The following is a 25,529-nucleotide window of genomic DNA, read 5'->3' as shown; positions in this document are numbered from 1 at the left end:
CCTTCAAAGATCGAACCGGTCCACGGCCCGACGCCGCTCGTTGTCATCGCGCACATCGTAGTTGGCCGTGGTCTGGATGTTGCTGTGATGGGCGAGTTTCTGGGCGATCGACAAGTCGTACTCCTCAATCACTCGGGTAATGAACGAACGTCGAAAATCATGCGGCATGATTTTCACCCCGACCTGCGCGCCCCGCTGTCTGGCGATGTAATAGATCGCATGTTTGGTGATGCGCTCGCGGGTGATGTGACTGCCGCGACGGATGCGATTGAACAGGAACGTATCGTCCGTTTCGCCCTCCTTCAGTAGCGAGCGCCGCAACTCCAGCCAGTCATTGAGTTTGGCGAACGCCCAGGCCGGTGCGTACTTGATCAATTGCTTGTTGCCCTTGGCGGTCACACGAAGGCTGCGCTCGGCGAAATCGACCTGATTCAGGTCCAGGTTCACCGATTCCGATTTGCGCATGCCCGAGCCATACAAAATCCCGATAATCGCCGCATCCCTCAACCCTTGAGGCCGTGGATCGGCGGCGCAAACCGCCATCAATTCCTGGATCAGCGTACGCCTGAGGTTTCGCCCCTGGGACAATCGCGTGCCGGAAATCCCCTTGACCGAGCGCATTTTCAGCAAGTGTTCCTGACTGATCAGGCTCATGCGCCACGCTTCGTTCATCACCCCGCGCACCGCGTTGACGTACAGCGAAGAGGTGTTCGGCGCGTAGCCGTCGGTGCGCAAGGTGGCCACCAGTGCGATGACATCTTCGGGTTGCAGGTTGTGCCAGGGAATCTCCTCGACATTCATGTCTTCGAAGCCCAGCCGGTCAGCGGCGTCCTGCAGCACATAACGCATGGTCAGTTGGCTGGAAGGCGCCAGACGTGCCAGGTACAGGGTCAGCGGATTGGTCTTTGAAGGGATTGGGTCGGTAGCGGGTAAGTCAATCAAACGAAACGGCCTTAATGTGGAAACAGTTCATTAAACAACTAAGGATTGAAACATCCTTCATGTAAAGCGGGGCATTTCTGTAGGACTTTCTACTGGAAATCTCGATGAACGGCACAAGCCTGAACAGTGGCTGTATGACATACAGATAAACGATTCGCCGACCGGGTTTTCATGTTCCTTTCACAAAATCGGGAATAACCTCAATGAGTCCGGGGTGACCCTGCCTTTGGTCCCAACCTGCCGAGCAGGGCAGCAAAAGTCAACTGATGTGCTTTCTCATGCATTTGAAGTAACTGACTGATGCAGCTTTTGTTTTTTCGTCTAAGCTTGCAAGGGATCCAATTTTTTTTTAGCCTCACAGGCTATTTGCTCTTCAGCCCCCGAGGTGTCCATGAGTCAGGCTTTTCTCCCCTTCTCCCGCCCCAGTATCGGCGATGAAGAAATTGCCGCCGTAGAGCAAGTATTGCGCTCCGGCTGGATCACTACCGGGCCGAAGAACCAGGAACTGGAAGAGCAATTCGCCAACTACGTGGGATGCCGTCATGCCGTGGCACTGTCCTCCGCCACCGGCGGGATGCACATCACGTTACTGGCATTGGGCATTGGTCCTGGCGACGAGGTCATTACGCCGTCCCAGACGTGGGTATCCACCGCCAACATGATCTGCCTGCTGGGCGCGACACCGGTGTTCGTCGACGTTGATCGCGACACGCTGATGAGTGACCTGGCAAGCATCGAAGCCGCGATCACGCCGCGCACCAAAGCCATCATTCCGGTGCACTACGCCGGCGCCGCGTTCGATCTCGATCCGCTTTATGCGTTGGCCGACAAACACGGCATCCCGGTCATCGAAGACGCCGCTCATGCAGCAGGCACCTTCTACAAAGGTCGGCATGTCGGCGCCAAAGGCACGGCGATCTTCTCCTTCCACGCGATCAAGAACATGACCTGCGCCGAGGGCGCCATGTTCGTCAGTGACGATGAGGCCCTGGCCAGTCGTGTACGCATGCTCAAGTTTCACGGCCTTGGCGTCGACGCCTATGACCGCATGACGCACGGCCGCAAACCCCAGGCTCAGGTCATGGAGCCGGGGTTCAAATACAACCTGGCCGACATCAACGCCGCCATCGCCCTGGTGCAGCTGGAACGCCTGGACCAGATCAACGCCAAGCGTACCGAACTGGCCGGCGCCTACCTGCAACGCCTGGAAGGCTCAAAGGTGCAGCCATTGGCGATTCCAGCGTACCCGCAACAGCACGCCTGGCACCTGTTCATCCTGCGCATCGACACCGAGCGCTGCGGGCTGGACCGTGAGGCATTCATGAAGGCCCTGCAGGCACAGAACATCGGCACCGGCATTCACTTCATCGCCACTCACCTGCACACCTACTACCGCCAACGCTTCCCCAACATCTATTTGCCCAACACCGAATGGAACTCTGCACGGCTGTGCTCGATTCCATTGTTCCCCGACATGACCCTCGATGACGTCGATCGTGTGGTCGGCGCCATTGAAAACGTTATGGACTCAAGCCTGTGAAACCTTACCCAATCCGTTGCGTGTCGATCGTCATCCCGGTCTACAACGAGCAAGACAGCCTGCCCGAGTTGCTCCGGCGTACCGAAGCGGCCTGTCAGCAATTGCACCATGACTACGAGATTGTATTGGTCGATGACGGCAGCCGCGATGACTCGGCGCAGATCCTCGAAGCCGCCGCCAGTCGCGAGAACAGCCCGGTGGTGGCGGTCATTCTCAACCGCAACTACGGCCAGCACGCGGCAATCATGGCCGGTTTCGAGCAGTGCAAGGGCGATGTGGTCATCACCCTCGACGCCGACCTGCAAAACCCTCCCGAAGAAATCCCGCGGTTGGTGGCTCAGGCCGAGCTGGGTTATGACGTGGTCGCCACCGTGCGCAACAACCGCCAGGACTCGGCGCTGCGCCGCTGGCCGTCGAAGCTGATCAACCTGGCCGTGCAGCGCTCCACCGGCGTCGCCATGACTGACTACGGCTGCATGCTCCGCGCTTACCGGCGAACCATCGTCGACGCCATGCTCGCCTGCCGTGAACGCAGCACCTTCATCCCGATCCTTGCCAACAGCTTCGCCCGGCACACCACGGAAATCCTCGTGCTCCACGCCGAGCGCGAACACGGGGAGTCCAAGTACAGCCCGATGCGCCTGGTCAATCTGATGTTCGACCTGATCACCTGCATGACCACCACGCCCCTGCGTTTGCTGAGCATCGTCGGCTTCGGCATGGCGGCCCTCGGCGTGCTGTTTGCCAGTTTGCTGATCGTGCTGCGCCTGGCCTTCGGCGCCCATTGGGCCGGCGACGGCACCTTCGTACTGTTCGCCGTGCTGTTCATCTTCACCGGTGGTCAGTTCATCGGCATGGGCCTGTTGGGCGAGTACTTGGGCCGCATGTACAGCGACGTGCGCGCCCGCCCCCGGTTCTTTATCGAAAAGGTTCTGCGTAGTCAGCCTGCTGCCCCTGTTCCCGTTGTCACCGTTGACGGCCTCACTTCCACTTCTTCAGATCAGGTTCTCTCATGAGTGCAAAAGCTATTGTCTTCGCCTATCACGATATCGGCTGTGCCGGCATTGAAACCCTGCTCAGTTCGGGCTTTGAAATTGCTGCCGTGTTTACCCACGCCGATGATCCGAAGGAGAACGCGTTCTATGGCTCGGTTGCGCAACTGTGCGCCCGCAATGGCATCCCGGTGCACGCCCCCGAAGATGCCAACCACCCGCTGTGGATCGAGCGCATCAGCAAGCTCAACCCGGATTACCTGTTCTCGTTCTACTACCGCCACCTGCTGAGCGAACCGCTGCTGGCCATCGCCAGCAAAGGCGCCTTCAACCTGCACGGTTCGTTGCTGCCGCGCTACCGTGGACGCGCGCCGGCCAACTGGGTGCTGGTCAACGGAGAAACCGAAACCGGCGTTACCTTGCATCGCATGGTCAAGCGTGCCGATGCCGGTGCCATCATTGCCCAGCAAAAGGTTGCCATCGACCGCAGCGACACCGCGTTGACCCTGCACGGTAAGTTGCGCCTGGCCGCCACCGACTTGCTGCGTGACACCTTGCCTGAGTTGCTCGCCGGCAAAATCAGCGAAACGGCGCAGGACGAATCCAAAGCCACTGTGTTTGGTCGTCGCACGCCAGCCGACGGCAAACTGGTCTGGAAGCGTCCCGCCGAAGAGCTGTTCAACCTGGTCCGTGCGGTCACCCAGCCGTATCCAGGCGCGTTCTGCGCCGTGGGCGAGCACAAGCTGATTGTCTGGAGCGCAGAAGTCGCCCAAGGCAATGAAGGTCAAGCGCCTGGTCGCGTCATCAGCGTCAACCCGCTGCGAATCGCCTGCGGCGAAGATTCCCTGGTGATTACCGCCGGCCAGCGCAACGACAATGGCCTGTACCTGAGCGGCCCGCAACTGGCCAACGAGCTGGGCCTGGTGGACGGTTCGGTGCTGCGTGGCGCCGAGTCCGGTCGCGCCCCGCGTCGCACGCGCGTGCTGATCCTCGGCGTCAACGGCTTCATCGGCAATCACCTGTCCGAGCGCCTGCTGCGTGACGATAGATACGAAGTCTATGGCCTGGACATCGGCTCGGACGCCATCGAGCGTCTGCGCAGTCACCCGAACTTCCATTTCGTCGAAGGCGACATCAGCATCCACTCCGAGTGGATCGAATACCACATCAAGAAGTGCGACGTGGTCCTGCCACTGGTGGCGATCGCCACGCCGATCGAATACACCCGCAACCCGCTGCGGGTGTTCGAGCTGGACTTTGAAGAGAACCTGAAACTGGTTCGCTACTGCGTCAAGTACAACAAACGCGTGATCTTCCCGTCGACCTCCGAAGTCTATGGCATGTGCCAGGATCAGAATTTCGACGAAGACACCTCCAACCTGATCGTCGGTCCGATCAACAAGCAGCGCTGGATCTACTCGATCTCCAAGCAACTGCTCGACCGCGTGATCTGGGCCTACGGCCAGAAAGGCCTGAACTTCACCTTGTTCCGTCCCTTCAACTGGATGGGCCCACGCCTCGACCGCCTGGACTCGGCGCGTATCGGCAGTTCCCGGGCGATCACCCAGCTGATCCTCAATCTGGTGGAAGGCACACCGATTCGCCTGTTCGATGGCGGTGAGCAAAAACGCTGCTTCACCGACATTGCCGACGGCGTAGAAGCCCTGGCGCGGATCATCGACAACGACAACGACGCCTGCAACGGCCAGATCATCAACATCGGCAACCCGGACAACGAAGCCAGCATCCGCCAGTTGGGCGAAGAGCTGCTGCGTCAGTTCGAAGCCCACCCGTTGCGCGACAACTTCCCGCCGTTCGCCGGGTTCCGCGATGTCGAAAGCAAAGCGTTCTACGGCACCGGGTATCAGGACGTGTCGCACCGCAAACCGAGCATCGCCAACGCCAAGCGCCTGCTGGACTGGACGCCGACCGTGGAAATGAGTGAAACCATCGGCAACACGCTGGACTTCTTCTTGCGTGAAGCCATGCTCGAAATCGCGGACAAGCGTTAATGCAGGCAGGTCTTCGAATCGATGTCGACACGTACCGAGGCACCCGTGAGGGGGTGCCGCGGCTCCTGGAAATCCTCGATGAAGCGCAGGTCAAGGCAACGTTTTTTTTCAGCGTCGGGCCGGACAACATGGGGCGCCACTTATGGCGCCTGATCCGTCCGCAATTTCTCTGGAAAATGCTCCGTTCCAACGCGGCAGGCCTGTACGGCTGGGACATCTTGCTGGCCGGCACCGCGTGGCCCGGCAAACCGATCGGTCGTGATCTTGGGCATTTGATGCGTCAAACCGTGGCCGCCGGGCATGAAGTCGGCCTGCACGCCTGGGATCATCACGGCTGGCAGGCCAATGCCGGACGCTGGAGCGACAAGCAGCTGATCGAGCAACTTCGTCGGGGCGTGGACACGCTCTGCGATATCCTCGGGCAAAACGTCGAGTGCTCGGCATCCGCCGGGTGGCGGGCGGACGAGCGCGTGATCGAGGCCAAGCAAGCGTTCAGCTTTCGCTACAACAGCGATTGCCGGGGCCAGAGCCTGTTCCAGCCGAGATTGGCCGATGGTGGTTTGGGTGCGCCACAGATTCCGGTGGACCTGCCGACGTTCGATGAGGTAGTCGGCCCCCACGTGGCGGCCAAGGACTTCAACGCCTTCATTCTTGATCGCTTCAACCCCGAAAAACTCAACGTCTATACGATCCATGCCGAAGTAGAAGGGATTCTGATGGCCAACGATTTCCGCAAACTGCTCGCCGATGCGCGCCAGCGAGACATCCATTTTCAACCCTTGGGCGATCTGCTGCCCGAAAACCCCGACACCTTGCCGGTCGGCCGAGTGCTGCGCGGCACCCTGGAAGGTCGCGAAGGCTGGTTGGGAGTACAAGGCGTATGAGCAAGCGCTGGGCATTGCCGTTGTTGCTGGGCATCTTCTTGCTGGCGTATCTGCTGCCGCTGGGCAGCCACGGCTTATGGATTCCCGACGAAACCCGCTACGCCCAGATCAGCCAGGACATGCTCCTGAGCGGTAACTGGGTGTCGCCGCATTTCATGAGTTTGCGTTATTTCGAAAAACCCGCGGCCGGCTACTGGATGATCGCCGCCAGCCAGGCACTGTTTGGCCAGAACCTGTTCGGCGTGCGGTTTGCCTCCGCCCTGAGCACCGGGCTGAGTGTGTTGCTGTGTTACCTCATCGCTCGCCGGATGTGGAACGATCCACGCAAGAGTTTTGCCTGTGCGCTGCTGTACATGAGTCTCACCGTCATCGCCGGCGCGGCGGGCTACGCCAATCTCGATCCGCAATTCACGTTCTGGGTCAATTTGAGCCTGGTCGCTTTGTGGTTTGCGCTGGACAGCGTCGACCGCACCCAACGCCTGATCAGTTGGGCCGGGTTAGGCCTGGCCTGCGGCATGGGGTTCATGACCAAGGGTTTCCTCGCCTGGTTGTTGCCGGTGTTGATCGCCCTGCCCTGGATGCTCTGGCAAAAACGCTGGCGTGAGCTGCTGATCTACGGGCCGTTGGCGATTGTCGTGGCCATCGCCGTCAGCTTGCCGTGGGCCTTGGCGGTGCATGGCCAGGAGTCCGATTACTGGCGGTTCTTCTTCTGGCACGAACACATCCGCCGCTTCGCCGGGGACGATGCCCAGCATGACGCCCCGTGGTACTACTACTTGCCGTTGCTGGTGGTGTTCAGTCTGCCGTGGGTGGCGTTGTTGCCAGCGGCGTTGCGGCAGGCGTGGCAAACACGACGTCAGTCGAATATCGCTTTCCTGTTGTTGTGGCTGTTGATGCCGCTGCTGTTTTTCAGCCTCAGCAAAGGCAAATTGCCGAGCTACATCCTGCCGTGCCTGTTACCGCTGGCGTTGCTGCTGGGCCACGCACTGGTGGACCGCTTGAAGCTTGAGCAAGGCCGGGTACTGGGCATCAATGGTTTGCTGAACCTGATACTGGGCGTGACGATCCTGGTGGCCCTGGTCTACCTGCAACTGAAAAAGCCGCTCTACAACCATGAACTGCACAACCTGGTGCTGGTGTTCATCGGCCTGACCGGCTGGATCATGGCCAACCTGCTGCAAGCCTTCAGACCCTTGCAATGCTGGGCAGCGCCGGCCTTCGGCAGTCTGCTGCTGATCGGCTTGTTGCCGGCCGGGCTGCCCGAATCGGTGGTCGCCAACAAGATGCCCGACCAGTTCATCCTCGAACATACCGAGGAACTCGGCCAGACCGACCAGTTGCTGAGCAACGACCTCGGCGCCGCCGGGGCCCTGGCCTGGCGCCTGAAGCGCCCGGACGTGGCGTTGTACAACACAATAGGCGAATTGAAATATGGCCTCGCCTATCCTGACGGCGCACAGCAGCGAGTCGACCCGAACCAGGTTCAAGCATGGATGCGCGATGCCCGCCAGAGCGGTTCGGTCGGCGTGGTGATGCGCATCAAGGGTGATGACGAACTGCGCGAAATCGAACGGCTGCCCAAGGATGGCAAGCGCTATGAACAAGGCAACATTGTGATTCTGATTTTCCCTCAGGAGGCGTCATGAGCCTGCTACTGCTCTTGACCGCCTGCCTCCTCACCTGCCTGGGTCAGATCGCCCAGAAATACGCTGTTGAAAGCTGGCGCGACAAGGCCTCGGGCTGGAGCGAGAAACTGCGTTCGCCGTGGCTGTGGCTGGCGCTCGCCGCGTTGGGATTGGGCTTGCTGGTGTGGCTGCTGGTGTTGCAGCGCCTTGAAGTCGGCATCGCCTACCCGATGCTGAGCCTCAACTTCGTACTGATCACCCTGGTCGCCCGCTTCGTTTTCCACGAAACCATCGACCGTCGCCACTGGTTGGGTGTGGCGCTGGTGATCGGTGGCGTGGTGCTGCTGGGGCAACACACATGAACCTGCGTCGCGGAATTACCTTCGCACTGGGCAGCGTACTGTTGGTCAGTGCCGCGCAATTGGGCATGCGCTGGAGCATGAGCCGCCTGCCATCGCCCGAGCACTGGCTCACCACCAGCATCGATCTGAGCGCTGTCGCCGTGGTGCTGGTCGCCATTTTCGCTTACGCCCTGTCGATGCTCAGCTGGCTTGCCGCCCTGCGGGATTTACCGCTGGGCCGGGCTTATTCACTGCTGAGCATCAGCTACGCGCTGGTGTACCTGCTGGCCGCCAGCCTGCCGCTGTTCAACGAAACATTCAGCCTTTCAAAAACCATCGGGGTGGCCCTGGTCATCCTCGGTGTCATTACCATTAACTCTCGGCCTGCTCGCACGCGCGAACTCAGGAGTGCTCCATGAAAATCAGTGTATTTGGTAGCGGTTACGTTGGTCTGGTGCAAGCCGCCGTCCTGGCAGAAGTTGGCCACGACGTGGTCTGCATGGACATTGACGAGAAAAAAATCGAGCTGTTGCAGCAAGGCCACGTGAGCATTTTCGAACCGGGGCTGGCCAGCCTGGTGCGTGAAAGCCTGGAAGCCAAACGTCTACAGTTCACCAGCGACGAAAAATTCGCGGTGCAGCATGGTCAGGTATTGTTTATCGCGGTCGGCACACCGTCCCGGGACGATGGTTCGGCGGATCTGAGTTATGTGCTGTCGGTGGGAGAAGCCGTGGCGCGTCATCGTGAACAACCGGTGATTCTGGTGGAGAAATCCACGGTGCCGGTGGGCACGGGTGACACCTTGCGCGCGCACATCGACAAGTGCCTGGTCAAGGTCGGCCGCTTGCTGCAGTTCGATATCGTCTCCAACCCGGAATTTTTGAAAGAAGGCTCGGCCGTCGCCGATTGCCGGCGCCCGGACCGGATCATCATCGGTTGCGAACGCGATGAAGTGCGTGACGTGATGCGTGACCTCTACGCGCCCTTCAACCGCAACCATGACCGGGTCATGTTCATGGACCTGCGCAGCGCCGAGCTGACCAAGTACGCCGCCAACTGCATGCTGGCGACCAAGATCAGCTTCATCAACCAGATCGCCGAACTGGCCGAACACCTGGGCGCCGACATCGAATCGGTGCGCCTGGGCATCGGCGCCGATTCGCGCATTGGCTACCATTTCATCTACCCCGGCTGCGGTTATGGCGGCTCGTGCTTTCCCAAGGACATGCGCGCGCTGATCCACAGCGCTGAAGAGGCGCATTGCTCCAACGATTTGCTGAAAGCGGTAGAAGCAATCAACGAGCGTCAGAAGCACAAGCTGTTTGAGCGCATCAACGCGTTCTACAAGGGCGATTTGCGCGGCAAGACCTTTGCCGTGTGGGGACTGGCGTTCAAACCGAACACCGACGACATGCGCGATGCACCGAGTCGGGTGCTGCTCGAATCACTGTGGGCCGCCGGAGCCAGCGTCCGCGCGTTCGACCCGGAAGCCATGCAGGAAACCCAGCAACTGTATCCCGATGAACCCAAGTTGATGCTCATGGGCACACCGGAATCGGTATTGTCCGGCGCTGACGCGTTGATCATCTGCACCGAATGGCAGCAGTTCAAGGCCCCGGATTTCAACCTGATCCAACAGCGGCTCAACGCACCGATAATCTTCGACGGACGCAACCTCTACGACGCCGATCGCCTGGCTCGCGCCGGCTTCAAGTACTTCCCGATGGGCCGTGGTGAATCGCGCAATCTGCCGATTCCGCATCAGCAGTGGCCTGCTGCGTCGGTCACCGCTTGATTGCGATGTCACCTGGTATCCGCCGACAGTCGCTAGGCCTGGGACTGTTGGCGCTGCTGCTGTTCAGCGCCGGGGTGTATCAGCAGGCGGTGATCGGCTTCGATTCGCGCTTCGTGTTGTTCGCTCAGGAAATGCTGCGCCACGGGCCGTCGGTTTTTCCGACCACCTATGGCCAGCCGTATGCGGACTATTCGGCGCTTGCGACGCTGTTCACCTGGCTGCTGTCACTCCCGTTCGGTCAGGTCAACAGCCTGAGTGCCTGGTTGCCGAGCGCCATTGCCGGGGCGGTGATCGTCACGTTGATGTACCGGTTGCTGGCGCCCTACTCCCAGCGCTGGGCGTTGCTGAGCATCGCCCTGATGCTGCTGACCAACACGTTTGTCACCGAAGCCCGTGCCGTGTCCCTGGATTTGATGCTCGCGGCGGTGGCGTTTTCGGTGTTCTACCTGGGCTATGCCGCCGATCATTTCGCAGCAAAGCGCCGGTGGTGGCTGATCTTTGCCTTGTTGCTGCTGGGTTTCGGGATTCGCGGGCCGATCGGGCTGGTGATTCCCACGGGCATGCTGTGCAGCTATTTCTTGCTCAATCGACAATGGCAGCATTTTTTTGGTTTTGGCCTGATGGCGTCGGTGCTGCTGGGCTTGTGCATTGGCGTGCTGCTGTGGCTGGCGGAAACCACCGGCGGCCCGGAGTTCATGCACGACGTGGTGCGCATGCAGTTCATGGGGCGCATGGACGGTAGCGAAGGCGTCAGCGGTTCGCTGTATTACTTCACCAGCTCGGTGGGCAACTATGCGCTCGCGTACCCGTTGGCATTGCTGGTACTGGCCGCCGTCTGGCTGACAACTCCACGGCAGGCCGGTCCTGCATTGCGCCTGTTGCAGTACTGCACGGCAGCCGGCCTGATCGTGATGGTCGGGCTCTCGATTCCCCAGGCCAAAAAGGCCCGCTATCTGCTGCCGATGTTGCCCATGGCAGCGATCATTGCGGCGTATCCGTTTCAGGTGGCGCAAGGTCGGGTATTCGCCTGGTTGCGGGGGTTGATGCAAGGGGTGTGGTTATTGATTCCCGCCCTGTTGGCCGTTGGATTGATGGTCGCTCACCGACGTTTTTCCGAGCAATTGCCGCCACTGCCTGCAATTCTGATCATCCTCGGCGTGCTGCAAGTCATTGCGCTGGCGGTGCTTTTGCGCCCCGGCTGGCGGGCTCAGACACTGGCCTCGTGTGCGGTCCTGGCGCTGTGGTCGGTCTACATACTGGTATTCGAACCGGTCGAACGCCGACTCTACGACACCCGGACTTTCAGCCGCGCGGCCTTTGCACTGGTCCAGAAAGACCCGGCGCCCCTGGTGCTGCACGCCATGGGTAAAGACGCCAAGGCGATCAAGTTCATGGTCAACATCGAACAGGACTTGCAGCCGGTTTTCACCGAATCGACCCAAGAACTGGAAAACCTTCAGCGGCCAGCGTGGTTGATGATGGATGAAAACGACTACCGCGCCCTGCAGGGCACGCCGTTGGGAGCGTTGCCGCCCGTGTTGAGCGGCAGTTTCGACAAAAACGATTACATCCTGCTGCATGTGAAACCGTAGTCAGGGGGATTGGATTGGGTACATATCCGTTTCCTCGGTAACGGATATACACCCAATCAAAGCAACCACTATGTAGGTCCACCTGTAACCCCGAGCATTACGGTGTACACCAAGCTTTATGTAGCACCTGGCGAAGCCTGCATTCGAACGCGCAGCAGTCGTAAGTTTTTCAGCGCAACAAGTTGCTGCAAGTCGCGATTAATCCGATCGATTCAGACCACGTTTCGCGTGTTGTCGACATCACACCGGCGCCTTCAAATCAACCCCCAACGCCTGGGCAAACGCCTTGACCAGCGGACTGCGCACGGTGTTGTGGCGAAGGATCAGATTGAACGGCGTGACGATGTGGATGAGGTCCGGACGCACCGCCCGAAACTGCCCCTGAGCGACCATCGATGCGGCGTAATGCTGTGGCAGAAAACCCACGAAACGCCCGGTCTTGATCAACAATGCCACCGCTTCGACCTGGCTGGCTGAGGCAGAAAAGCTGTCGTAGTGGGCAAAATTCAGTTTGTCGCGATGAATCGCGTAGCGGTGGTTGATGCACTCGTAATCCTTGAGTACATGACTGCCGATTTCTGCCTCCGGCACCGTGAATAACGGATGACCGACCGCACAATAAACTTCGGAGCGCTCTTCATAAAGCGTGTAGTAATCAAACTCTTCGCGTTTCTGATAAACCGGCACGATCCCCGCCACTAACCGCCCCTCTACCACGCCTCTTTCCACTTCATCCAACTGAGAGGCTTGAAGTTGGAATCTTACTTTCGGCGATGTCTCATTAATTATTCTAAGCGCAGCAACTAACGGCGAATTAACATCGGAAATCGTATTATCAATAACTCCCACACCAAGGTCACCGATCAGTTCGTTTTGCGCTGAACTAAGGCGATCACGAAAGTTGTCGACCGAGGCAAATAAATCAATGGATGCCTGATACACCAGGCGACCCTCTTCGGTCAGGTGAAAACCCTCGCGACCGCGGGTGCACAGGCGCATGCCGATGCGGATCTCCAGGTCGGAGATCTGTTTGCTGATGGCTGCCAGTCCCACATTCAGCTCGTTCTGGGCGGCACTGAAGCCGCCGGCCTCGACCACGGCCTTGAATACTTTGAGCAGTTTGAAGTCCAGACCGCTGAGGGTCAGCGGTGCCCGATGACCCGTTTTCAGCGGCGGGTTTCCGGAATTGGAAAGTGGGGTTTCCATAATGCCTATTTACCTCTGGCGCCCTATTCAACAACCTGTGTCCAACAACAAAAACAGTGCTGGTAAATAATAATGACCACAGAAAACCAGGCTTGGCAACCGCTAATAAATCCCGCACATCAGTGCCAACTCACTGATTTCGAACTATTAAAAGCTGACACTTCGATCAGCTCTCGCAACGATGCAACTGCCCTCTTGAAAACTGCTTAAGCCGAACCACGCCCGAATCATTTCCGGCAGATGTTCCTGGCTCTGCACATCGATTTCAGTTCGCTTTACCGACGAGGAAAACAACAATGTCTCAAACCACCGACCGTCTCTGGGGTGCCCGCTTCAAAAGCGGCCCGTCCGAAGCCCTGGCGGCCTTGTCCCGTTGCCCCGAGCGCTACTTTCGCCTCACCCCGTATGACCTCGCCGGTTCCAAGGCGCATGCCCGTGAATTGCAGCGCGCCGGGCTGCTGAGCGAACAAGAAACCCTGACCATGCTCGACGCTTTGGGGCGCATCGGTGATGACTTCGGCGCCGGCAGCATCGCGCCGACCCTGGACGACGAAGACGTCCACACCTTCATCGAACGCCTGCTGACCGAACGCCTCGGCGCCCTCGGCGGCAAGCTGCGCGCCGGCCGTTCACGCAACGACCAGACCGCCAACGACCTGCGCCTGTTCCTGCGTGATCACGTCCGCACCCTGGCCGTTGAAGTCCTGGCCCTGCAACAAGCACTGGTGGATCAGGCCGAGCAGCACATCGAAAGCATCTGCCCGGGGTTCACTCACCTGCAGCAAGCCCAGCCGATCGTTTTCGCTCACCACTTGCTGGCCCACGCCCAATCCATGTTGCGTGACGTGCAACGCCTGGTGGACTGGGACGTGCGCACTTCGCTGTCGCCACTCGGCGCGGCGGCCATGGCCGGTTCCGCCATCGCGCGCTTGCCGCAGCAGTCGGCCAAGGAAATGGGTTACAGCGGCGTGTGTGAAAACTCCATCGACGCCGTGGCCAGCCGCGATCACGTCGCCGAGTTCCTGTTTATCGCCAGCATGCTCGGGATCAACATTTCCCGGCTCGCCGAAGAGTTCTGCCTGTGGTCGTCGCGGCAATTTCGCTGGGTCGCGCTGGACGATGCCTACGCCACCGGCAGCTCGATCATGCCGCAGAAGAAAAACCCGGACATCGCTGAACTGGCCCGGGGCAAGGCGGGTCGCCTGATCGGCAACCTGACCGGCCTGCTTTCCACGCTGAAATCCCTGCCGCTGTCGTACAACCGCGACTTGAGCGAAGACAAAAACGGCGTGCTCGACAGTGTCGACACCCTGTTGCTGGTGCTGCCAGCCATGGCCGGGATGGTCGCGACCATGAAGGTCAACGTCGAAGAGTTGCGTCGTCAGGCGCCACTGGGTTTCACCCTCGCCACCGAAGTCGCCGACTGGCTGGCCATGCGCGGCGTGCCGTTCAAGGAAGCCCACGAAATCACCGGTGCGCTGGTCCAGGCCTGCGAGAAACATGACATCGAACTGTGGGAAGCCTCGCCGGCGCTGTTGGCCGAGATTGACCCGCGCCTGACCGCGCAAGTGCGCGACAGCCTGACCCTCGAAGCCGCCATCGCCGCCCGCAGTGGCTGGGGCGGCACCGCACCGCAACAGGTGCGCGAGCAAATCGGGCGGTTGAAAACGGCCCTGGCTACGCAGCACGAATGGACCGAGAACTATCAAGGTTTCCGGCTCTGAAGCAGCACACAAAACCTGTGGGAGCGGGCTTGCTCGCGAAGGGGCCGTGTCAGTCGCCATTTATGTTGAATGACACACCGCATTCGCGAGCAAGCCCGCTCCCACAGGGATTGTGGTTGGCCTGAATTACCAAGTGTACGGAGAAACAACATGAGCCAGACTCAGGCAGAACGACTCCAGTCGGAGCGCAAACTGGCGGAAAACCAGTTCGATATCACCCAGTACCACCATGTGCCACGGCGTTACTACGGGCGGATTTTCTTCGCCACCGTGATTGTCATTGCGATTCTCGGACTGGTGCGAGCCTTCGCCGAAGGCAAGATCGAGTGGTCTTACATCGGCCAGTTCCTCACTTCCCAGGCGATCATGTGGGGCCTGCTCAACACCATCGTCATGGCGGTACTAGCGATGGCGTTGGGCATTGTTTTCGGGGTGATCACCGCGATCATGCGCATGTCGGCCAACCCGATCCTGCGCTACGTGGCGGTGACCTACACCTGGCTGTTTCGCGGCACGCCACTGATCCTGCAACTGCTGTTGTGGTTCAACCTGGCGCTGATCTTCCCCACCATCGGCATCCCCGGTCTGTTCGAAATGGACACCGTGAGCCTGATGACCCCGTTCGCGGCCGCCCTCCTCGGCTTGAGCATCAACCAGGGCGCCTACACCGCCGAAGTGGTGCGTGCCGGCCTGCTGTCGGTGGACACCGGCCAGTACGAAGCCGCCAAGTCGATCGGCATGCCTCGCCTGCAAGCGCTGCGCCGAATCATCCTGCCGCAAGCCATGCGGGTGATCATTCCGCCGGTCGGTAACGAGTTCATCGGCATGGTGAAGATGACCTCCCTGGCGAGCGTCATCCAGTACTCGGAACTGCTCTACAACGCCCAGAACATCTACTACGCCAACGCCCGCGTGATGGAGCTGCTGATCGTCGCCGGTATCTGGTACCTGGCCACGGTCACCGTCCTGTCCTTCGGTCAAAGCCGTCTGGAGCGTCGTTTCGCTCGCGGCGCCGGCAAGCGTTCTTGAGGAGCCCCACATGAGAAGCATCGTCAAGGCCGTGAGCCTGAACAAGTACTACGACCATTTCCACGCGCTCAAGGACATCAACATCGAAGTCGAGCAAGGCGAAGTGCTGTGCATCATCGGCCCGTCCGGCTCCGGCAAAAGCACCTTGCTGCGTTGCATCAACCAGCTGGAAAAAATCGACAAGGGCGGTCTTTGGGTCGACGGCGAACTGGTGGGTTACCGGATCGTCGGCAACAAGCTGCACGAACTCAACGAGTCGCAGATCGCCCGTCAACGCCTGGCCACCGGCATGGTGTTCCAGCGCTTCAACCTGTTCCCGCACATGACCGTGCTGCAAAACATCATCGAAGGGCCATGTCAGGTGCTCAAGCGTTCGCCCAAAGAGGCGCACGAAGAAGCCTTGGAATTGCTCGCTCGCGTCGGCCTGGCCGACAAGCGCAACAGCTACCCGATCGAACTCTCGGGGGGTCAGCAACAACGCGTCGCCATTGCCCGCGCACTGGCCATGCGACCCAAGCTGATGCTGTTCGATGAACCCACTTCGGCACTCGACCCGGAACTGGTCGGTGAGGTGCTGTCGGTGATGCGCGATCTGGCGCAAACCGGCATGACCATGATCGTCGTCACCCATGAACTGGGCTTCGCCCGCGAAGTTTCCAACCGCATGGTGTTCATGGACGGCGGGCAGATCGTGGAGGCTGGAAGCCCCGAAGAAATACTAATAAGTCCGCAAAACCCACGCACCCAAAGCTTCATTTCTGCCGTTCGAACCTAAGCGCCCTTTGGCGCTCACAACACTCATAAGAGAACGACCATGAAGAACATTGTTATCCCAGCAGTACTCGCAGGCGTTATGGCTTCCGGCTTCACCTGGGCCGCCGAACTACCGGCCAGCATCAAAGCAAAAGGCGAGGTCGTGGTCGCGATCATGCCGAACTATCCGCCGATGGACTTCAAGGACCCGGCCACCAACACCCTCACCGGCCTCGACTATGACCTGGGCAATGCCCTGGCCGAACGTCTGGGCGTGAAGATCAAATGGCAGGAAACCGGTTTCGAGCAAATGATCAATGCGCTGACCACCGACCGCGTGGACATGGTGATGTCGGGCATGACCGACACCGCCGAACGTCAGGCCAGCGTGACCTTCGTCGACTACTTCACCAGTGGCCCGCAGTTCTACACCTTGCAGAAGAACAAGGATTTCAACGAGATCATTGATTTGTGTGGCAAGAAAGTCGGCACCAGCCGCCGCACCACCTTCCCGGCGGAAATCGCCGAGTGGAGCAAGGCCAATTGCGAAGCCGCCGGCAAGCCTGCGATCAACGTGATCGGCACCGAAGGCTCGGCCGATGCCCGCGCGCAATTGCGTCAGAGCCGTATCGACGCCGCCATGCAGGGCAGCGAGACCTTGCCCTACCTGAAGACTCAGGAAAAGGACATGTACAAAACCGTGGGCCTGCCGATCTCCAAGCAGTTCACCGGGCTGGGCGTGAGCAAGAAAAAGCCTGAGCTGAGTGAGGCGGTGAAAGTGGCGATGCAGAGCATGGTCGATGACGGCACTTACCAGACGATCCTGAAGAAATGGGACCTGGAGTTGGGTGCGATCAAGACTGTGACCATTAACGCCGGCAAATAATTAAGCAGGCGACCCGGACCAAATGTGGGAGCGGGCTTGCTCGCGAATGCGGTGTGTCATTCGACATATTCATTGACTGATACGGCCCCTTCGCGAGCAAGCCCGCTCCCACAGGGTTTTGTGTTTTACCTATGGAATTATGGAGTGCCACACCCATGTCCTCCTCACCCCAACCCACCTGGCCCGACCAACACAAAGCCTGCCTCGCCCTGGCCTTCGACCTCGACGGCCCGACCGGCGATGCCATGCTCAACGGCTCGATCTGGCGCAAGCCCGAGTACTTCGGTTTTGGTGGTTACGGCCCTTACCGCGCCTTGCCACGAATCCTCGATGTGCTCGATGAGTACCAAATCCCGACGACGTTCTTCGTCCCGGCCTGGGTCGTGGAGAACTGGCCGAAACAGTGCCAGGCGATTGTCGAGCGCGGGCATGAAGTGGCCTACCACGGCTACAAACACGAATCCTTTTACGCCTTGACGCTGGAACAGCAAAAGGACGTGATGAACAAATCCCGCGAGGTGTTCTGGAAGCACTTGAACATCCGCGCCGAAGGGTTTCGCACTCCGTCCGGCGACTGGCGGGCCGAAACCCCGGCGATGCTGGTAGATGCCGGCGTGACCTACTCCAGCAGCATGCGCGGTGATGACCGGCCGTACCTGGTGAACGTGCCGGGCCACGAAACACCGCTGGTGGAAATCCCCGGTCGCTGGGAAATGGACGATTACGCCTCCCTCGCCTACACCCGCGCGCCGGACTTTCCTTCCGGGCTGGACCGCACCGCCAGCTACGCGCTGACCCTCGATAACTGGTGCCGCGAATACGACGGTGCGATGAACGAAGGGTTGTGCCTGACCACTCTGTTCCACCCCAAGATCACCGGCAAACCAGGACGCATCCTGCTGCTGGAAAAACTCTTCGAACACATGCGCCAGCGCGATGACGTGTGGTTCGCCACGTGCCGCGATGTCGCCCAGTGGTGGCTGAAGGAGCATCACCATGGCTGATTCCACTGTCTGGCCCAAAGGCTACCGCTGCGCCGTGGTACTGACCGTCGATTACAACGACGTCCACGGCATCCTGACCCAGGCCCCGGAAGTCGCCGGGCGCGACAAGACGCTGTCGGTCTGGCGCTATGGCACCCAACGCGGCGTCGACCGTTTGCTCGGTTTGTTCGACGAACAGGGGGTTTCCAGCAGCTGGTTTATTCCCGGTATCGTCGCCGAGGAAAACCCCGGGCACATTCGGGCAATCCAGGCCGGTGGACATGAGATCGCCTGCGCCGGTTATCACCACCAGAACTACGACAACCTGAGTCTCACCGAGCAAAGCGCCGAGATTGCCAAAGGCTGTGAGGCGTTGAGCGCGCTGACTGGCCAGCGCCCGACGGGCTTTCGCATCCCGGCCGGCAACGGTGCGCCGGGTTTCATCGGGGCGTTGAAGGATCACGGCATACGCTGGTCATCGTCGTGGCGCGGTGATGATTTGCCATTCGCTCATCCGACGGCGCCCGACGTCATCGAGTTGCCGTTGCACTACGAACTGGAAGACGAACCCTACTTCGCTTTCAACCTGAGCCCGGCCGTACCGCCGGCGCAATCGCGGATCGCTTCTTACAGCCACACCCTGGGCAACCTGCAAATGGACTTCGCCGGGTTTCACCGGTTTGGCTTGTGTTATGTGCTACGGCTGCACCCGGAGATCATTGCTACGCCCGGACGGATTGGCGTGTTGCGCGAGTTGCTGGAGGGGATTCAACAGCACGATGACGTGTGGATTGCCACGGGTGCCGACGTCGCTCAATGGTGGGCTGAATCGGCGCTGCCGGTGACCGAGGACCATCCGACGGCCGTGTATGAGCGGCATTATCGGGATTACCTTTCATGAGTGAACGGATGCAGCGACTGGCGCAGTTCTGCGTCGACAGCCGATTCGAAGACTTGCCGCCCGCACTGGTGGCCCAAGCCAAGCGGCACATACTCGACACCTTCGGCGCGACCCTGGCCGGGGCTGGCAGCGAGGTAGCCAAGCAGGCACGGCAGGTCTTCGACGGGGAAACCGGGAGCACGCTGATCTGGGGCACCGATCAGCGCACCGGCGCGGCTCAGGCCGCCATGCTCAATGGTGTCGCCGCCCACGCCCTGGAGCTGGACGACACCGGGGGCTGCGACCATTCTGGCGCGGTGGTGCTGCCGGCAGTCATGTCTGCGGTGTCGATGTCTGGAAAACCGGTGAATGGCCGGGAGTTGATCACCGCTGTGGTAATCGGCTACGAAATCGGCCGTCGGGTGCTCGAAGCCTGCGGCAGCTACTCAGCCCACAACGGCGCCGGCTGGCACTCCACCGCCACCTGCGGCGTGTTCGGTGCGGCGGCGGCCAGTGCGCGAATTCTCGGACTGGATATCGGGCAAACCGTCTCGGCGCTGGGCATTGCCGGCAGTTTCAGTGGGGGGTTATGGGCGTTTATCCACGACGGCTCGCAAAGTAAAAAACTTCACAGTGGTCGTGCCGCCGAGGGTGGATTGCTGGCGGCGCGATTTGCCCAGCGAGGCATCAGCGGGCCGACCCGATTATTCGATGATGTCTGGGGCGGATTTCTCAAGACTTTGGCAAGTGAGACTGCACAACCTGACGCGCTGGATGCCGACCTGGGCGTCGTGTGGAAACTCGCTCGCTGCTCGATCAAACCTCATGCCGCGTGCCGCGGAACACATTCGGCCATCGATGCGCTGGGGCTGTTGCTGGATCAACTGCAGGTCAGCGCGGATCAAGTCGAGGACGTCCAGGTGTCGTTGTGCGGGTTTCTGCAGGACATGTGCGGCGGACGCGATGTCAGCACGCTGGCGGCGGCGCAGATGAGCCTGCGGTATGCCCTCGCGGCCCGGCTGGTGCAGGGTCATTGCCGGCTGGAGGCGTATGACGATGAACAACGGGGCGATCCAAGGATTGCTCACTGGATGTCGCGCATCCGCCTTGAAGTGGACCCGCAACTGTCAGAGGATGGCGAGCCCGTCGTCAGCGTGCGGACCGTGGACGGTCGGCAGGCGAGCCTGTGTGTCGACCCGCCACTGGGTGCGCCGGGCAATCCGTTGAGTGATGCGGCGCTGGAGGAGAAGTTTTTCAGCCTGGCGGTGCGGGTGATGCCGCGGGAGCAAGCGGCGGAACTGCTTGAGCAGTTGTGGAAGTTGGACGAACTGGAGTCGGCTGGGACTCTGGATCGGTGGCTGACTTGAACATTGCGTTGCCTGATCCGCCCTCTTCGCGAGCAAGCCCGCTCCCACAGTTGATCTTCAGTGGACACAAAATTGGTGATCACTGAAGATCAACTGTGGGAGCGGGCTTGCTCGCGAATGGCAGCGACTGGGTGTTACGACGAACACTAAAATCTAAATAAGGATATTTGCACCACCGTGGCCACTTACTCACTCGTTATCCGCCGGTTGATGATCGTTTCGCTGACCATCGTCGTCAGCCGCGCCATCACCAGCCCGCTGCTGACGCTGTTCCTGAGCAACAAACTCGGCCTCAACCAACAGGATGTCGGCTTGCTGCTGGGCATCGCGGTGTTTATCGCCACCCTGCTCGCGCTCTACGGCGGTTACATCATCGACCGCCTCGAAAAGCGCCGCCTACTGATTCTGGCGATGCTCTCCAGCGCCATCGGCTTCGTGCTGCTGACCTTCGCCGACAACCTCTACCTGACCACCGCCACCCTGGTGATCACCGAAACCGCCTCGGCGCTGTTCCTGATCGGCTCGAAGGCGATCCTCAGCGAAAACCTGCCCATAGGCCAGCGCGCCAAGGCGTTTTCCCTGCGCTACACCTTGACCAACATCGGCTACGCCACCGGCCCGATGCTGGGCGTGGTGATTGCCGGGGTGTATCCGATTGCACCGTTCCTGATCGCCGGCGGCATCGCGTTCTTCAGTATTTTCCTGATGATCGGGATACCGAAGGACCCGGCCCAGACACCCGCAATCGGCCAGCCCCAGAGTTTTCTCAAGACCCTGGTCACCCTGAAGAACGACCGCACGCTGATCATGTTCACCTGCGGCTGCCTGCTCAGTACCGTGGTTCATGGCCGTTTCACCCTGTACCTGTCGCAATACCTGCTGGTGACCCACGATTCCAAACGGGCACTGGAAACCATGGCCGTCCTGCTCGCCTGCAATGCGATCAGCGTGATCCTGCTGCAATACCAGATCGGCCGTTTCCTCAAACGCGAACAATTGCGTTACTGGATCGCGGGCGGTACCAGCCTGTTCATCGTCGGATTGATCGGCTTCAGCCTGGCCGACAGCCTGGTGAGCTGGTGCGTGGCCATGTTCATCTTCACCCTCGGTGAAATGATCATTTACCCCGCCGAATTCCTCTTCGTCGACACCCTGGCCCCGGAAGAACTGCGCGGTAGTTATTACGGCGCGCAAAACCTCGCGGCCCTGGGCGGTGCCTTGAGCCCGGTGATTTGCGGTTTCCTGCTGATGCACACCCCGGCGCCCACGATGTTTTATGCCCTGAGCGCGCTGACCGCCATGGGCGGTTTCCTGTGTTTCATGAGCGGTCGTCGGGTGGCGTTACAGCAAAATTAATGCACTAAAACTGCATTAATATGAATTTGTCAGCATCAGGATTGAACGGCACACTGTGCCCGTTCCTCCCCCAATAGTTGGAACAACTTCAAGGGCTTTCTGGGTATCCCAGCTAAGCCTTTTTTTTGCCTAGGTTTTTTTCAACGGATCGTCTGAATCATGTTCGCTCGCTGGTTTCCCGCCGCCATCAACACCCGCCCCTCCGAATGGAGCCGCGCCGCGATCGGCATGTCGTTGGGCACGATGTTCAGCGTCTGGCTCTGCAGCCAGGTATTCGGCATGCCAGTGGCGCAGCACCTGATCGGTCCGCTGGGTGCATCGGCCGTGTTGCTGTTCGCCGTGTCCTCCGGCGCCCTCGCCCAGCCCTGGTCGATTCTCGGCGGCTACCTCAGCGCCGGGGTGGTTGCGCTGCTGGTCGCTCACGTGCTCGGGCGAACCCTTGGCAGCGCTTGCCTGGCGGCGGGCATGGCGCTGATTCTGATGTGCTGGCTGCGTTGCCTGCATCCACCGGCCGGGGCCTTGGCGTTGCTGTTGGTATTGGCAGACCCGGCGACCATTGCCCTCGACTGGAAAGCCCTCGGCCCGGTGATGCTCAGCGGATCGACCATGTTGCTCAGCGCCCTGGCCTACAACAACCTGACGCGCATTCGTTACCCAAAACGTCCCGCTGAACCGGCACCGATGATGCCCGTCCCCGACAGCCAGGCGATCACCGCCCAGGACCTGAAACTGGCCCTGGCGGACATGGAAGCCTTCTTCGACGTCACCCCGGAAGACCTTGAACAGTTGATCCATGCCAGTGAGCTACATGCCAGGCGCCGCAGCATTGCTGAGGTACTCAGCAGTAGAACCTGAAGAAACACAGATCCCCTGTGGGAGCGGGCTTGCTCGCGAAAGCGGTGTGTCATCCAACATCAATGTTGATTGGCAGGGCCCCTTCGCGAGCAAGCCCGCTCCCACAGGTTCAGCGCCAACCCAAAAATCTGTTTAGGCCGCTGATTGTTGCCGTGCAGGCACTGCCAGACTCACCGCGCGCACCGATGAACCGGCACTCAACCCCAAACTCTTCGCAGTCTCCGCATCGACTATCAACGTCCCGGCAGCCACCCGTGCCGGTGCCGCGGTAATCCGGCACTCGGCAAATTGACGGTTATGAATCAGGTAAGTCGCCGCCTGCTCACCCGGTGTGCCAATGCTCAGTTGCAGCACCTGACTGTCGCGCACTGCGCGGATATCCCCGGTGGCGCATTCGATCAGCGGGCCACCGTCAAAGATGTCGATGTAATCGCGGTGTTCGAATCCTTCAGCCTTGAGCATGCCCAGCGCCGGTTCGGTGTTGGGGTGAACCCGACCGATGACGGTTCTTGCTGCTTCAGGCAACAGGCAGGTGGGCAACGGAAACTTGGGCATCAGCTCGGCGATGAACGTCTTGTTACCCAGCCCGGTCAGATAGTCGGCATCGGCAAAGTCCATCTTGAAGAAGTGCCGACCCAGGCCTTCCCAGAACGGTGAAACGCCCTCCGCGTCCGAGTAACCGCGCATCTCGGCGATGACCTTCTCCCCGAAGTGCTGACGAAACTCCGCCAGAAACAGGAACCGCGCCTTGGACAGCAAGCGCCCGTTCAGGCCGCTGCGGTGGTCGGCATGCAGGAACAGCGAACACAGCTCTGAGTGACCGGTCATGTCGTTACCGAGGAACAACGTCGGCAGCTGCTGATTGATCCCGAGGTTTTTCGAGGCCGCGACAAACAGGCCCAGTCGATAGTTGTACCAAGGCTCGCGCAGGCCGACGGCACCGGCCAGTGCGCAAATGCCGATGGCTTCATGCTGGTCATTCTCGAGCACAAACAGGTAATCGGCATCGGCACGCTCGGCTTCGCCGGCGAAGGTTTTCGCCGCCCATTCCAGACGCTGGCGCAAACGCCCCGCGTCGGCCGGCAAGGTGGTCAAACCGGTTCCGGCGCTATGGGCCAGGGCTAACAGTGCCGGCAGGTCTGCCGGTGTGGCTGGACGAACGATCATCGCATTTGCTCCTGGGTAGCCAGATGTTTGGACAGAAAGACCTCGGCCAACATGCAGCGCGCGCTGCCGCCGCCGATGCGCTCGATGGTGTCGATGTTCACGGGGAGTGGCGTGGTGTGGGTTTCGATCAAGCGACGCTGCGCGGCATCCAGCGATTGCCAGGCCGTGCGCGACATCACCAGCAAGGGTTCGCCCGCAGCGTTGTGGACTTCCAGCATGTTGCCGGCGAAAGATTCCAGCTGCGCCCAGTTCAAGGCAATCACCTGCTTGCCGCTGTCCTCCAGGCGTTTACGCAGGGCCAGGCGTTCGGCCGGGTGCGTGACCGAGGCCAGGCACGCCACGGCCAGGCGCGTGCCGACACTCATCATCACGTTGGTGTGGTAAATCGCGACGCCCTGACGGTCCACCGCATTGAATGCACACAGCTCGTAACCCAAATGACTGACCACCTGGTCCAGGGCGCGGGCATGGGTGCGGGTGGAGTAACCGGCGTAGCAAATCCGCTGCTGACGATCCAGCACCATGCTGCCGGTGCCTTCAAGGAACACTTCCTGCTGTTCGAGGCTGGAAAGGTCCAGCAACTGTTCCACCCGGTACTCGTCCCGCAGCCAGTCGAGCACGCCTTTGTCCCGTTCCAGGCGCCGGTTATGGCCCTGCATCGGGTACAGCACCAAGGTGCCGTCGGGATGGCTGCTCCACCAGTTGTTGGGGAAGATCGAATCCGGGGTATGCGGCGCTTCGCGGTCGTTGTGCACCATGACCTCGACACCGTGGTGACGCAGCGCGGCAACGTAGCCATCGAACTCTTGCAGGGCCTTGAGCTGCACGTCTTCGCTGACGGCGGCCGGCTGCTGGAAACGGTTGTTCGCCGCCGTGTCCTGATTGAAGGAGAAACGTGTCGGGCGAATCATCAAAACGGTATTGGTGGTTTGCATGGGCACAGATTCAATGAGGGTTAAGAGGTACTCATTGTCTGTTTCGCAGGCTGGAAAACCCGGTTGATAAGTGGCTGCGGCGTGATGGAAACGGCTGAAAAACGTGTGTGGCCCAGCCGATTCGGCGGAGCTGGACACAAAAAAAATCGCAGCCCGGAGCTGCGATTTTTTTGTTCTGCCAAACCTATTCCATCGTGGTCTTGACCATCGCCAATTCCGGATGGCTGACCAACTTGTCGATGTGCAAATCCGGGTCATCGAACCAGACTTCGGTCAGCACCCGATAGTGCTCCATGTCCCGGCAACGCATGCGCAAGCTGTAGTCGAACGCACCGCTGATCAACCGACATTCCAGTACCTGCGGGCAGGCGCGGACCTTGGCTTCGAACGCCTTTTGCGCCGCCCGCCCACTCTGGTTGGACAATGCAACCAGCACCAGCAACGACAAGCCTGGCGTCAGTTTCTTTTCATCGAGAATCGCGCCATACCCACGAATGACCCCGAGCTGTTCGAGTTTGCGCACCCGTTCCAGGCACGGCCTGGGCGTCAGGTGCACGCGCTCGGAAAGCTTTTGATAAGTGATGCGCCCTTCGTGGCGCAGCACTTCGATGATTGCCTGATCGATACGATCAAGCACGATCGACAGATCGCGGATATCCGCCATG

General features: G+C 60.2%; 23 protein-coding genes. 18 read left to right on the top strand and 5 right to left on the bottom strand.

Annotated features, from left to right (window positions below; genetic code table 11):
- Positions 1-3 precede the first annotated feature (3 nt).
- On the bottom strand, positions 4-942 hold the full coding sequence (gene xerC, locus KGB03_RS30610; RefSeq protein ID WP_375154702.1) for a tyrosine recombinase XerC: 939 nt from the start codon (positions 940-942) through the stop codon (positions 4-6).
- Between the two features lie 391 nt (positions 943-1,333).
- Here xerC and arnB point away from each other — a divergent pair, with 391 nt between their 5' ends.
- The 9 genes from arnB to KGB03_RS30565 are packed head-to-tail and all read left to right on the top strand — an operon-like array spanning position 1,334 to position 11,723.
- A complete protein-coding gene (gene arnB, locus KGB03_RS30605; RefSeq protein ID WP_008155322.1) occupies positions 1,334-2,482 on the top strand; it encodes a UDP-4-amino-4-deoxy-L-arabinose aminotransferase in 1,149 nt (382 codons plus the stop codon).
- Positions 2,479-3,498 carry an undecaprenyl-phosphate 4-deoxy-4-formamido-L-arabinose transferase gene (gene arnC, locus KGB03_RS30600; protein WP_218534706.1) on the top strand — a complete coding sequence of 340 codons (1,020 nt, stop codon included), beginning with the start codon at positions 2,479-2,481 and terminating at the stop codon, positions 3,496-3,498. Before arnB ends, arnC begins: the two co-directional genes overlap by 4 nt.
- Entirely contained in the window at positions 3,495-5,486 is a 1,992-nt protein-coding gene (gene arnA / locus KGB03_RS30595) for a bifunctional UDP-4-amino-4-deoxy-L-arabinose formyltransferase/UDP-glucuronic acid oxidase ArnA (RefSeq protein WP_223530879.1), read from the top strand. The genes arnC and arnA overlap by 4 nt, the downstream gene beginning before the upstream one ends.
- Positions 5,486-6,370, top strand: a complete 885-nt coding sequence (gene arnD / locus KGB03_RS30590; protein WP_218534704.1) for a 4-deoxy-4-formamido-L-arabinose-phosphoundecaprenol deformylase — start codon at positions 5,486-5,488, stop codon at positions 6,368-6,370. The genes arnA and arnD overlap by 1 nt, the downstream gene beginning before the upstream one ends.
- Positions 6,367-8,016: a lipid IV(A) 4-amino-4-deoxy-L-arabinosyltransferase gene (arnT, locus tag KGB03_RS30585; protein WP_223530876.1), complete on the top strand. Its 1,650-nt coding sequence runs from the start codon at positions 6,367-6,369 to the stop codon at positions 8,014-8,016. The genes arnD and arnT overlap by 4 nt, the downstream gene beginning before the upstream one ends.
- Complete coding sequence (gene arnE, locus KGB03_RS30580; protein WP_223530874.1) at positions 8,013-8,357, top strand: 4-amino-4-deoxy-L-arabinose-phosphoundecaprenol flippase subunit ArnE; 345 nt, start codon at positions 8,013-8,015, stop codon at positions 8,355-8,357. The genes arnT and arnE overlap by 4 nt, the downstream gene beginning before the upstream one ends.
- On the top strand, positions 8,354-8,755 hold the full coding sequence (gene arnF, locus KGB03_RS30575; RefSeq protein ID WP_111451624.1) for a 4-amino-4-deoxy-L-arabinose-phosphoundecaprenol flippase subunit ArnF: 402 nt from the start codon (positions 8,354-8,356) through the stop codon (positions 8,753-8,755). The genes arnE and arnF overlap by 4 nt, the downstream gene beginning before the upstream one ends.
- On the top strand, positions 8,752-10,131 hold the full coding sequence (locus KGB03_RS30570) for a UDP-glucose dehydrogenase family protein (protein WP_218534701.1): 1,380 nt from the start codon (positions 8,752-8,754) through the stop codon (positions 10,129-10,131). The genes arnF and KGB03_RS30570 overlap by 4 nt, the downstream gene beginning before the upstream one ends.
- A gap of 5 nt (positions 10,132-10,136) precedes the next feature.
- Positions 10,137-11,723, top strand: coding sequence for an ArnT family glycosyltransferase (locus KGB03_RS30565; protein WP_223530872.1), 1,587 nt, complete (start codon positions 10,137-10,139; stop codon positions 11,721-11,723).
- Positions 11,724-11,963: 240 nt separating this feature from the next.
- Here the strand turns inward: KGB03_RS30565 and KGB03_RS30560 are convergent, their stop codons facing one another.
- The gene (locus tag KGB03_RS30560; protein WP_218534699.1) at positions 11,964-12,929 is read right to left on the bottom strand and encodes a LysR family transcriptional regulator; all 966 of its coding nucleotides are present in this window, start codon (positions 12,927-12,929) and stop codon (positions 11,964-11,966) included.
- A 296-nt stretch (positions 12,930-13,225) separates the two neighbouring features.
- Between KGB03_RS30560 and argH the strand changes: the two genes are divergently transcribed.
- The 9 genes from argH (at position 13,226) to KGB03_RS30515 (ending at position 22,762) form a co-directional block, all read left to right on the top strand.
- Positions 13,226-14,653 carry an argininosuccinate lyase gene (argH, locus tag KGB03_RS30555; protein ID WP_223530869.1) on the top strand — a complete coding sequence of 476 codons (1,428 nt, stop codon included), beginning with the start codon at positions 13,226-13,228 and terminating at the stop codon, positions 14,651-14,653.
- Positions 14,654-14,803: 150 nt separating this feature from the next.
- Positions 14,804-15,682, top strand: coding sequence for an amino acid ABC transporter permease (locus KGB03_RS30550; RefSeq protein WP_223530867.1), 879 nt, complete (start codon positions 14,804-14,806; stop codon positions 15,680-15,682).
- A gap of 10 nt (positions 15,683-15,692) precedes the next feature.
- Positions 15,693-16,457 (top strand): amino acid ABC transporter ATP-binding protein, encoded by a 765-nt coding sequence (locus KGB03_RS30545; protein ID WP_111451619.1) that lies wholly within the window; start codon positions 15,693-15,695, stop codon positions 16,455-16,457.
- A 39-nt stretch (positions 16,458-16,496) separates the two neighbouring features.
- Entirely contained in the window at positions 16,497-17,321 is an 825-nt protein-coding gene (locus KGB03_RS30540; protein ID WP_218534696.1) for an ABC transporter substrate-binding protein, read from the top strand.
- 155 nt (positions 17,322-17,476) lie between these two features.
- Positions 17,477-18,325 (top strand): polysaccharide deacetylase family protein, encoded by an 849-nt coding sequence (locus tag KGB03_RS30535; RefSeq protein WP_223530865.1) that lies wholly within the window; start codon positions 17,477-17,479, stop codon positions 18,323-18,325.
- Positions 18,318-19,205, top strand: coding sequence for a polysaccharide deacetylase family protein (locus KGB03_RS30530; RefSeq protein WP_223530863.1), 888 nt, complete (start codon positions 18,318-18,320; stop codon positions 19,203-19,205). The genes KGB03_RS30535 and KGB03_RS30530 overlap by 8 nt, the downstream gene beginning before the upstream one ends.
- A complete protein-coding gene (locus KGB03_RS30525; protein WP_223530861.1) occupies positions 19,202-20,551 on the top strand; it encodes an MmgE/PrpD family protein in 1,350 nt (449 codons plus the stop codon). Before KGB03_RS30530 ends, KGB03_RS30525 begins: the two co-directional genes overlap by 4 nt.
- A 177-nt stretch (positions 20,552-20,728) precedes the next feature.
- Positions 20,729-21,907, top strand: coding sequence for an MFS transporter (locus KGB03_RS30520; protein WP_192409406.1), 1,179 nt, complete (start codon positions 20,729-20,731; stop codon positions 21,905-21,907).
- A 159-nt stretch (positions 21,908-22,066) separates the two neighbouring features.
- Entirely contained in the window at positions 22,067-22,762 is a 696-nt protein-coding gene (locus tag KGB03_RS30515) for an HPP family protein (protein WP_223530859.1), read from the top strand.
- A gap of 132 nt (positions 22,763-22,894) precedes the next feature.
- Here KGB03_RS30515 and astA read toward each other — a convergent pair whose 3' ends face one another.
- From astA to KGB03_RS30500, 3 genes are all read right to left on the bottom strand, one after another.
- On the bottom strand, positions 22,895-23,929 hold the full coding sequence (astA, locus tag KGB03_RS30510) for an arginine N-succinyltransferase (protein WP_223530857.1): 1,035 nt from the start codon (positions 23,927-23,929) through the stop codon (positions 22,895-22,897).
- Positions 23,926-24,864: a citrulline utilization hydrolase CtlX gene (gene ctlX, locus KGB03_RS30505; protein ID WP_008155283.1), complete on the bottom strand. Its 939-nt coding sequence runs from the start codon at positions 24,862-24,864 to the stop codon at positions 23,926-23,928. Before ctlX ends, astA begins: the two co-directional genes overlap by 4 nt.
- A gap of 184 nt (positions 24,865-25,048) precedes the next feature.
- Positions 25,049-25,528 (bottom strand): Lrp/AsnC family transcriptional regulator, encoded by a 480-nt coding sequence (locus tag KGB03_RS30500; protein WP_007974731.1) that lies wholly within the window; start codon positions 25,526-25,528, stop codon positions 25,049-25,051.
- Between the last annotated feature and the right edge of the window lies 1 nt (position 25,529).

Source organism: Pseudomonas sp. BF-B-26 (genome assembly GCF_019956495.1).
Lineage (GTDB): Bacteria > Pseudomonadota > Gammaproteobacteria > Pseudomonadales > Pseudomonadaceae > Aquipseudomonas.
Note: the sequence above shows the minus strand (reverse complement) of the source record. Positions and strands in the feature narration are given on the sequence as shown.

What these genes read in the sequence shown, in the direction of transcription:
- arnB (WP_008155322.1), top strand. Translation starts at nt 1,334, where the DNA reads ATGAGTCAGGCTTTTCTCCCCTTCTCCCGCCCCAGTATCGGCGATGAA.
- arnA (WP_223530879.1), top strand. Translation starts at nt 3,495, where the DNA reads ATGAGTGCAAAAGCTATTGTCTTCGCCTATCACGATATCGGCTGTGCC.
- arnD (WP_218534704.1), top strand. Translation starts at nt 5,486, where the DNA reads ATGCAGGCAGGTCTTCGAATCGATGTCGACACGTACCGAGGCACCCGT.
- arnT (WP_223530876.1), top strand. Translation starts at nt 6,367, where the DNA reads ATGAGCAAGCGCTGGGCATTGCCGTTGTTGCTGGGCATCTTCTTGCTG.
- arnE (WP_223530874.1), top strand. Translation starts at nt 8,013, where the DNA reads ATGAGCCTGCTACTGCTCTTGACCGCCTGCCTCCTCACCTGCCTGGGT.
- arnF (WP_111451624.1), top strand. Translation starts at nt 8,354, where the DNA reads ATGAACCTGCGTCGCGGAATTACCTTCGCACTGGGCAGCGTACTGTTG.
- KGB03_RS30570 (WP_218534701.1), top strand. Translation starts at nt 8,752, where the DNA reads ATGAAAATCAGTGTATTTGGTAGCGGTTACGTTGGTCTGGTGCAAGCC.
- KGB03_RS30565 (WP_223530872.1), top strand. Translation starts at nt 10,137, where the DNA reads ATGTCACCTGGTATCCGCCGACAGTCGCTAGGCCTGGGACTGTTGGCG.
- KGB03_RS30560 (WP_218534699.1), bottom strand. Translation starts at nt 12,929, where the DNA reads ATGGAAACCCCACTTTCCAATTCCGGAAACCCGCCGCTGAAAACGGGT.
- argH (WP_223530869.1), top strand. Translation starts at nt 13,226, where the DNA reads ATGTCTCAAACCACCGACCGTCTCTGGGGTGCCCGCTTCAAAAGCGGC.
- KGB03_RS30550 (WP_223530867.1), top strand. Translation starts at nt 14,804, where the DNA reads ATGAGCCAGACTCAGGCAGAACGACTCCAGTCGGAGCGCAAACTGGCG.
- KGB03_RS30545 (WP_111451619.1), top strand. Translation starts at nt 15,693, where the DNA reads ATGAGAAGCATCGTCAAGGCCGTGAGCCTGAACAAGTACTACGACCAT.
- KGB03_RS30540 (WP_218534696.1), top strand. Translation starts at nt 16,497, where the DNA reads ATGAAGAACATTGTTATCCCAGCAGTACTCGCAGGCGTTATGGCTTCC.
- KGB03_RS30535 (WP_223530865.1), top strand. Translation starts at nt 17,477, where the DNA reads ATGTCCTCCTCACCCCAACCCACCTGGCCCGACCAACACAAAGCCTGC.
- KGB03_RS30530 (WP_223530863.1), top strand. Translation starts at nt 18,318, where the DNA reads ATGGCTGATTCCACTGTCTGGCCCAAAGGCTACCGCTGCGCCGTGGTA.
- KGB03_RS30525 (WP_223530861.1), top strand. Translation starts at nt 19,202, where the DNA reads ATGAGTGAACGGATGCAGCGACTGGCGCAGTTCTGCGTCGACAGCCGA.
- KGB03_RS30515 (WP_223530859.1), top strand. Translation starts at nt 22,067, where the DNA reads ATGTTCGCTCGCTGGTTTCCCGCCGCCATCAACACCCGCCCCTCCGAA.
- astA (WP_223530857.1), bottom strand. Translation starts at nt 23,929, where the DNA reads ATGATCGTTCGTCCAGCCACACCGGCAGACCTGCCGGCACTGTTAGCC.
- ctlX (WP_008155283.1), bottom strand. Translation starts at nt 24,864, where the DNA reads ATGCAAACCACCAATACCGTTTTGATGATTCGCCCGACACGTTTCTCC.
- KGB03_RS30500 (WP_007974731.1), bottom strand. Translation starts at nt 25,528, where the DNA reads ATGGCGGATATCCGCGATCTGTCGATCGTGCTTGATCGTATCGATCAG.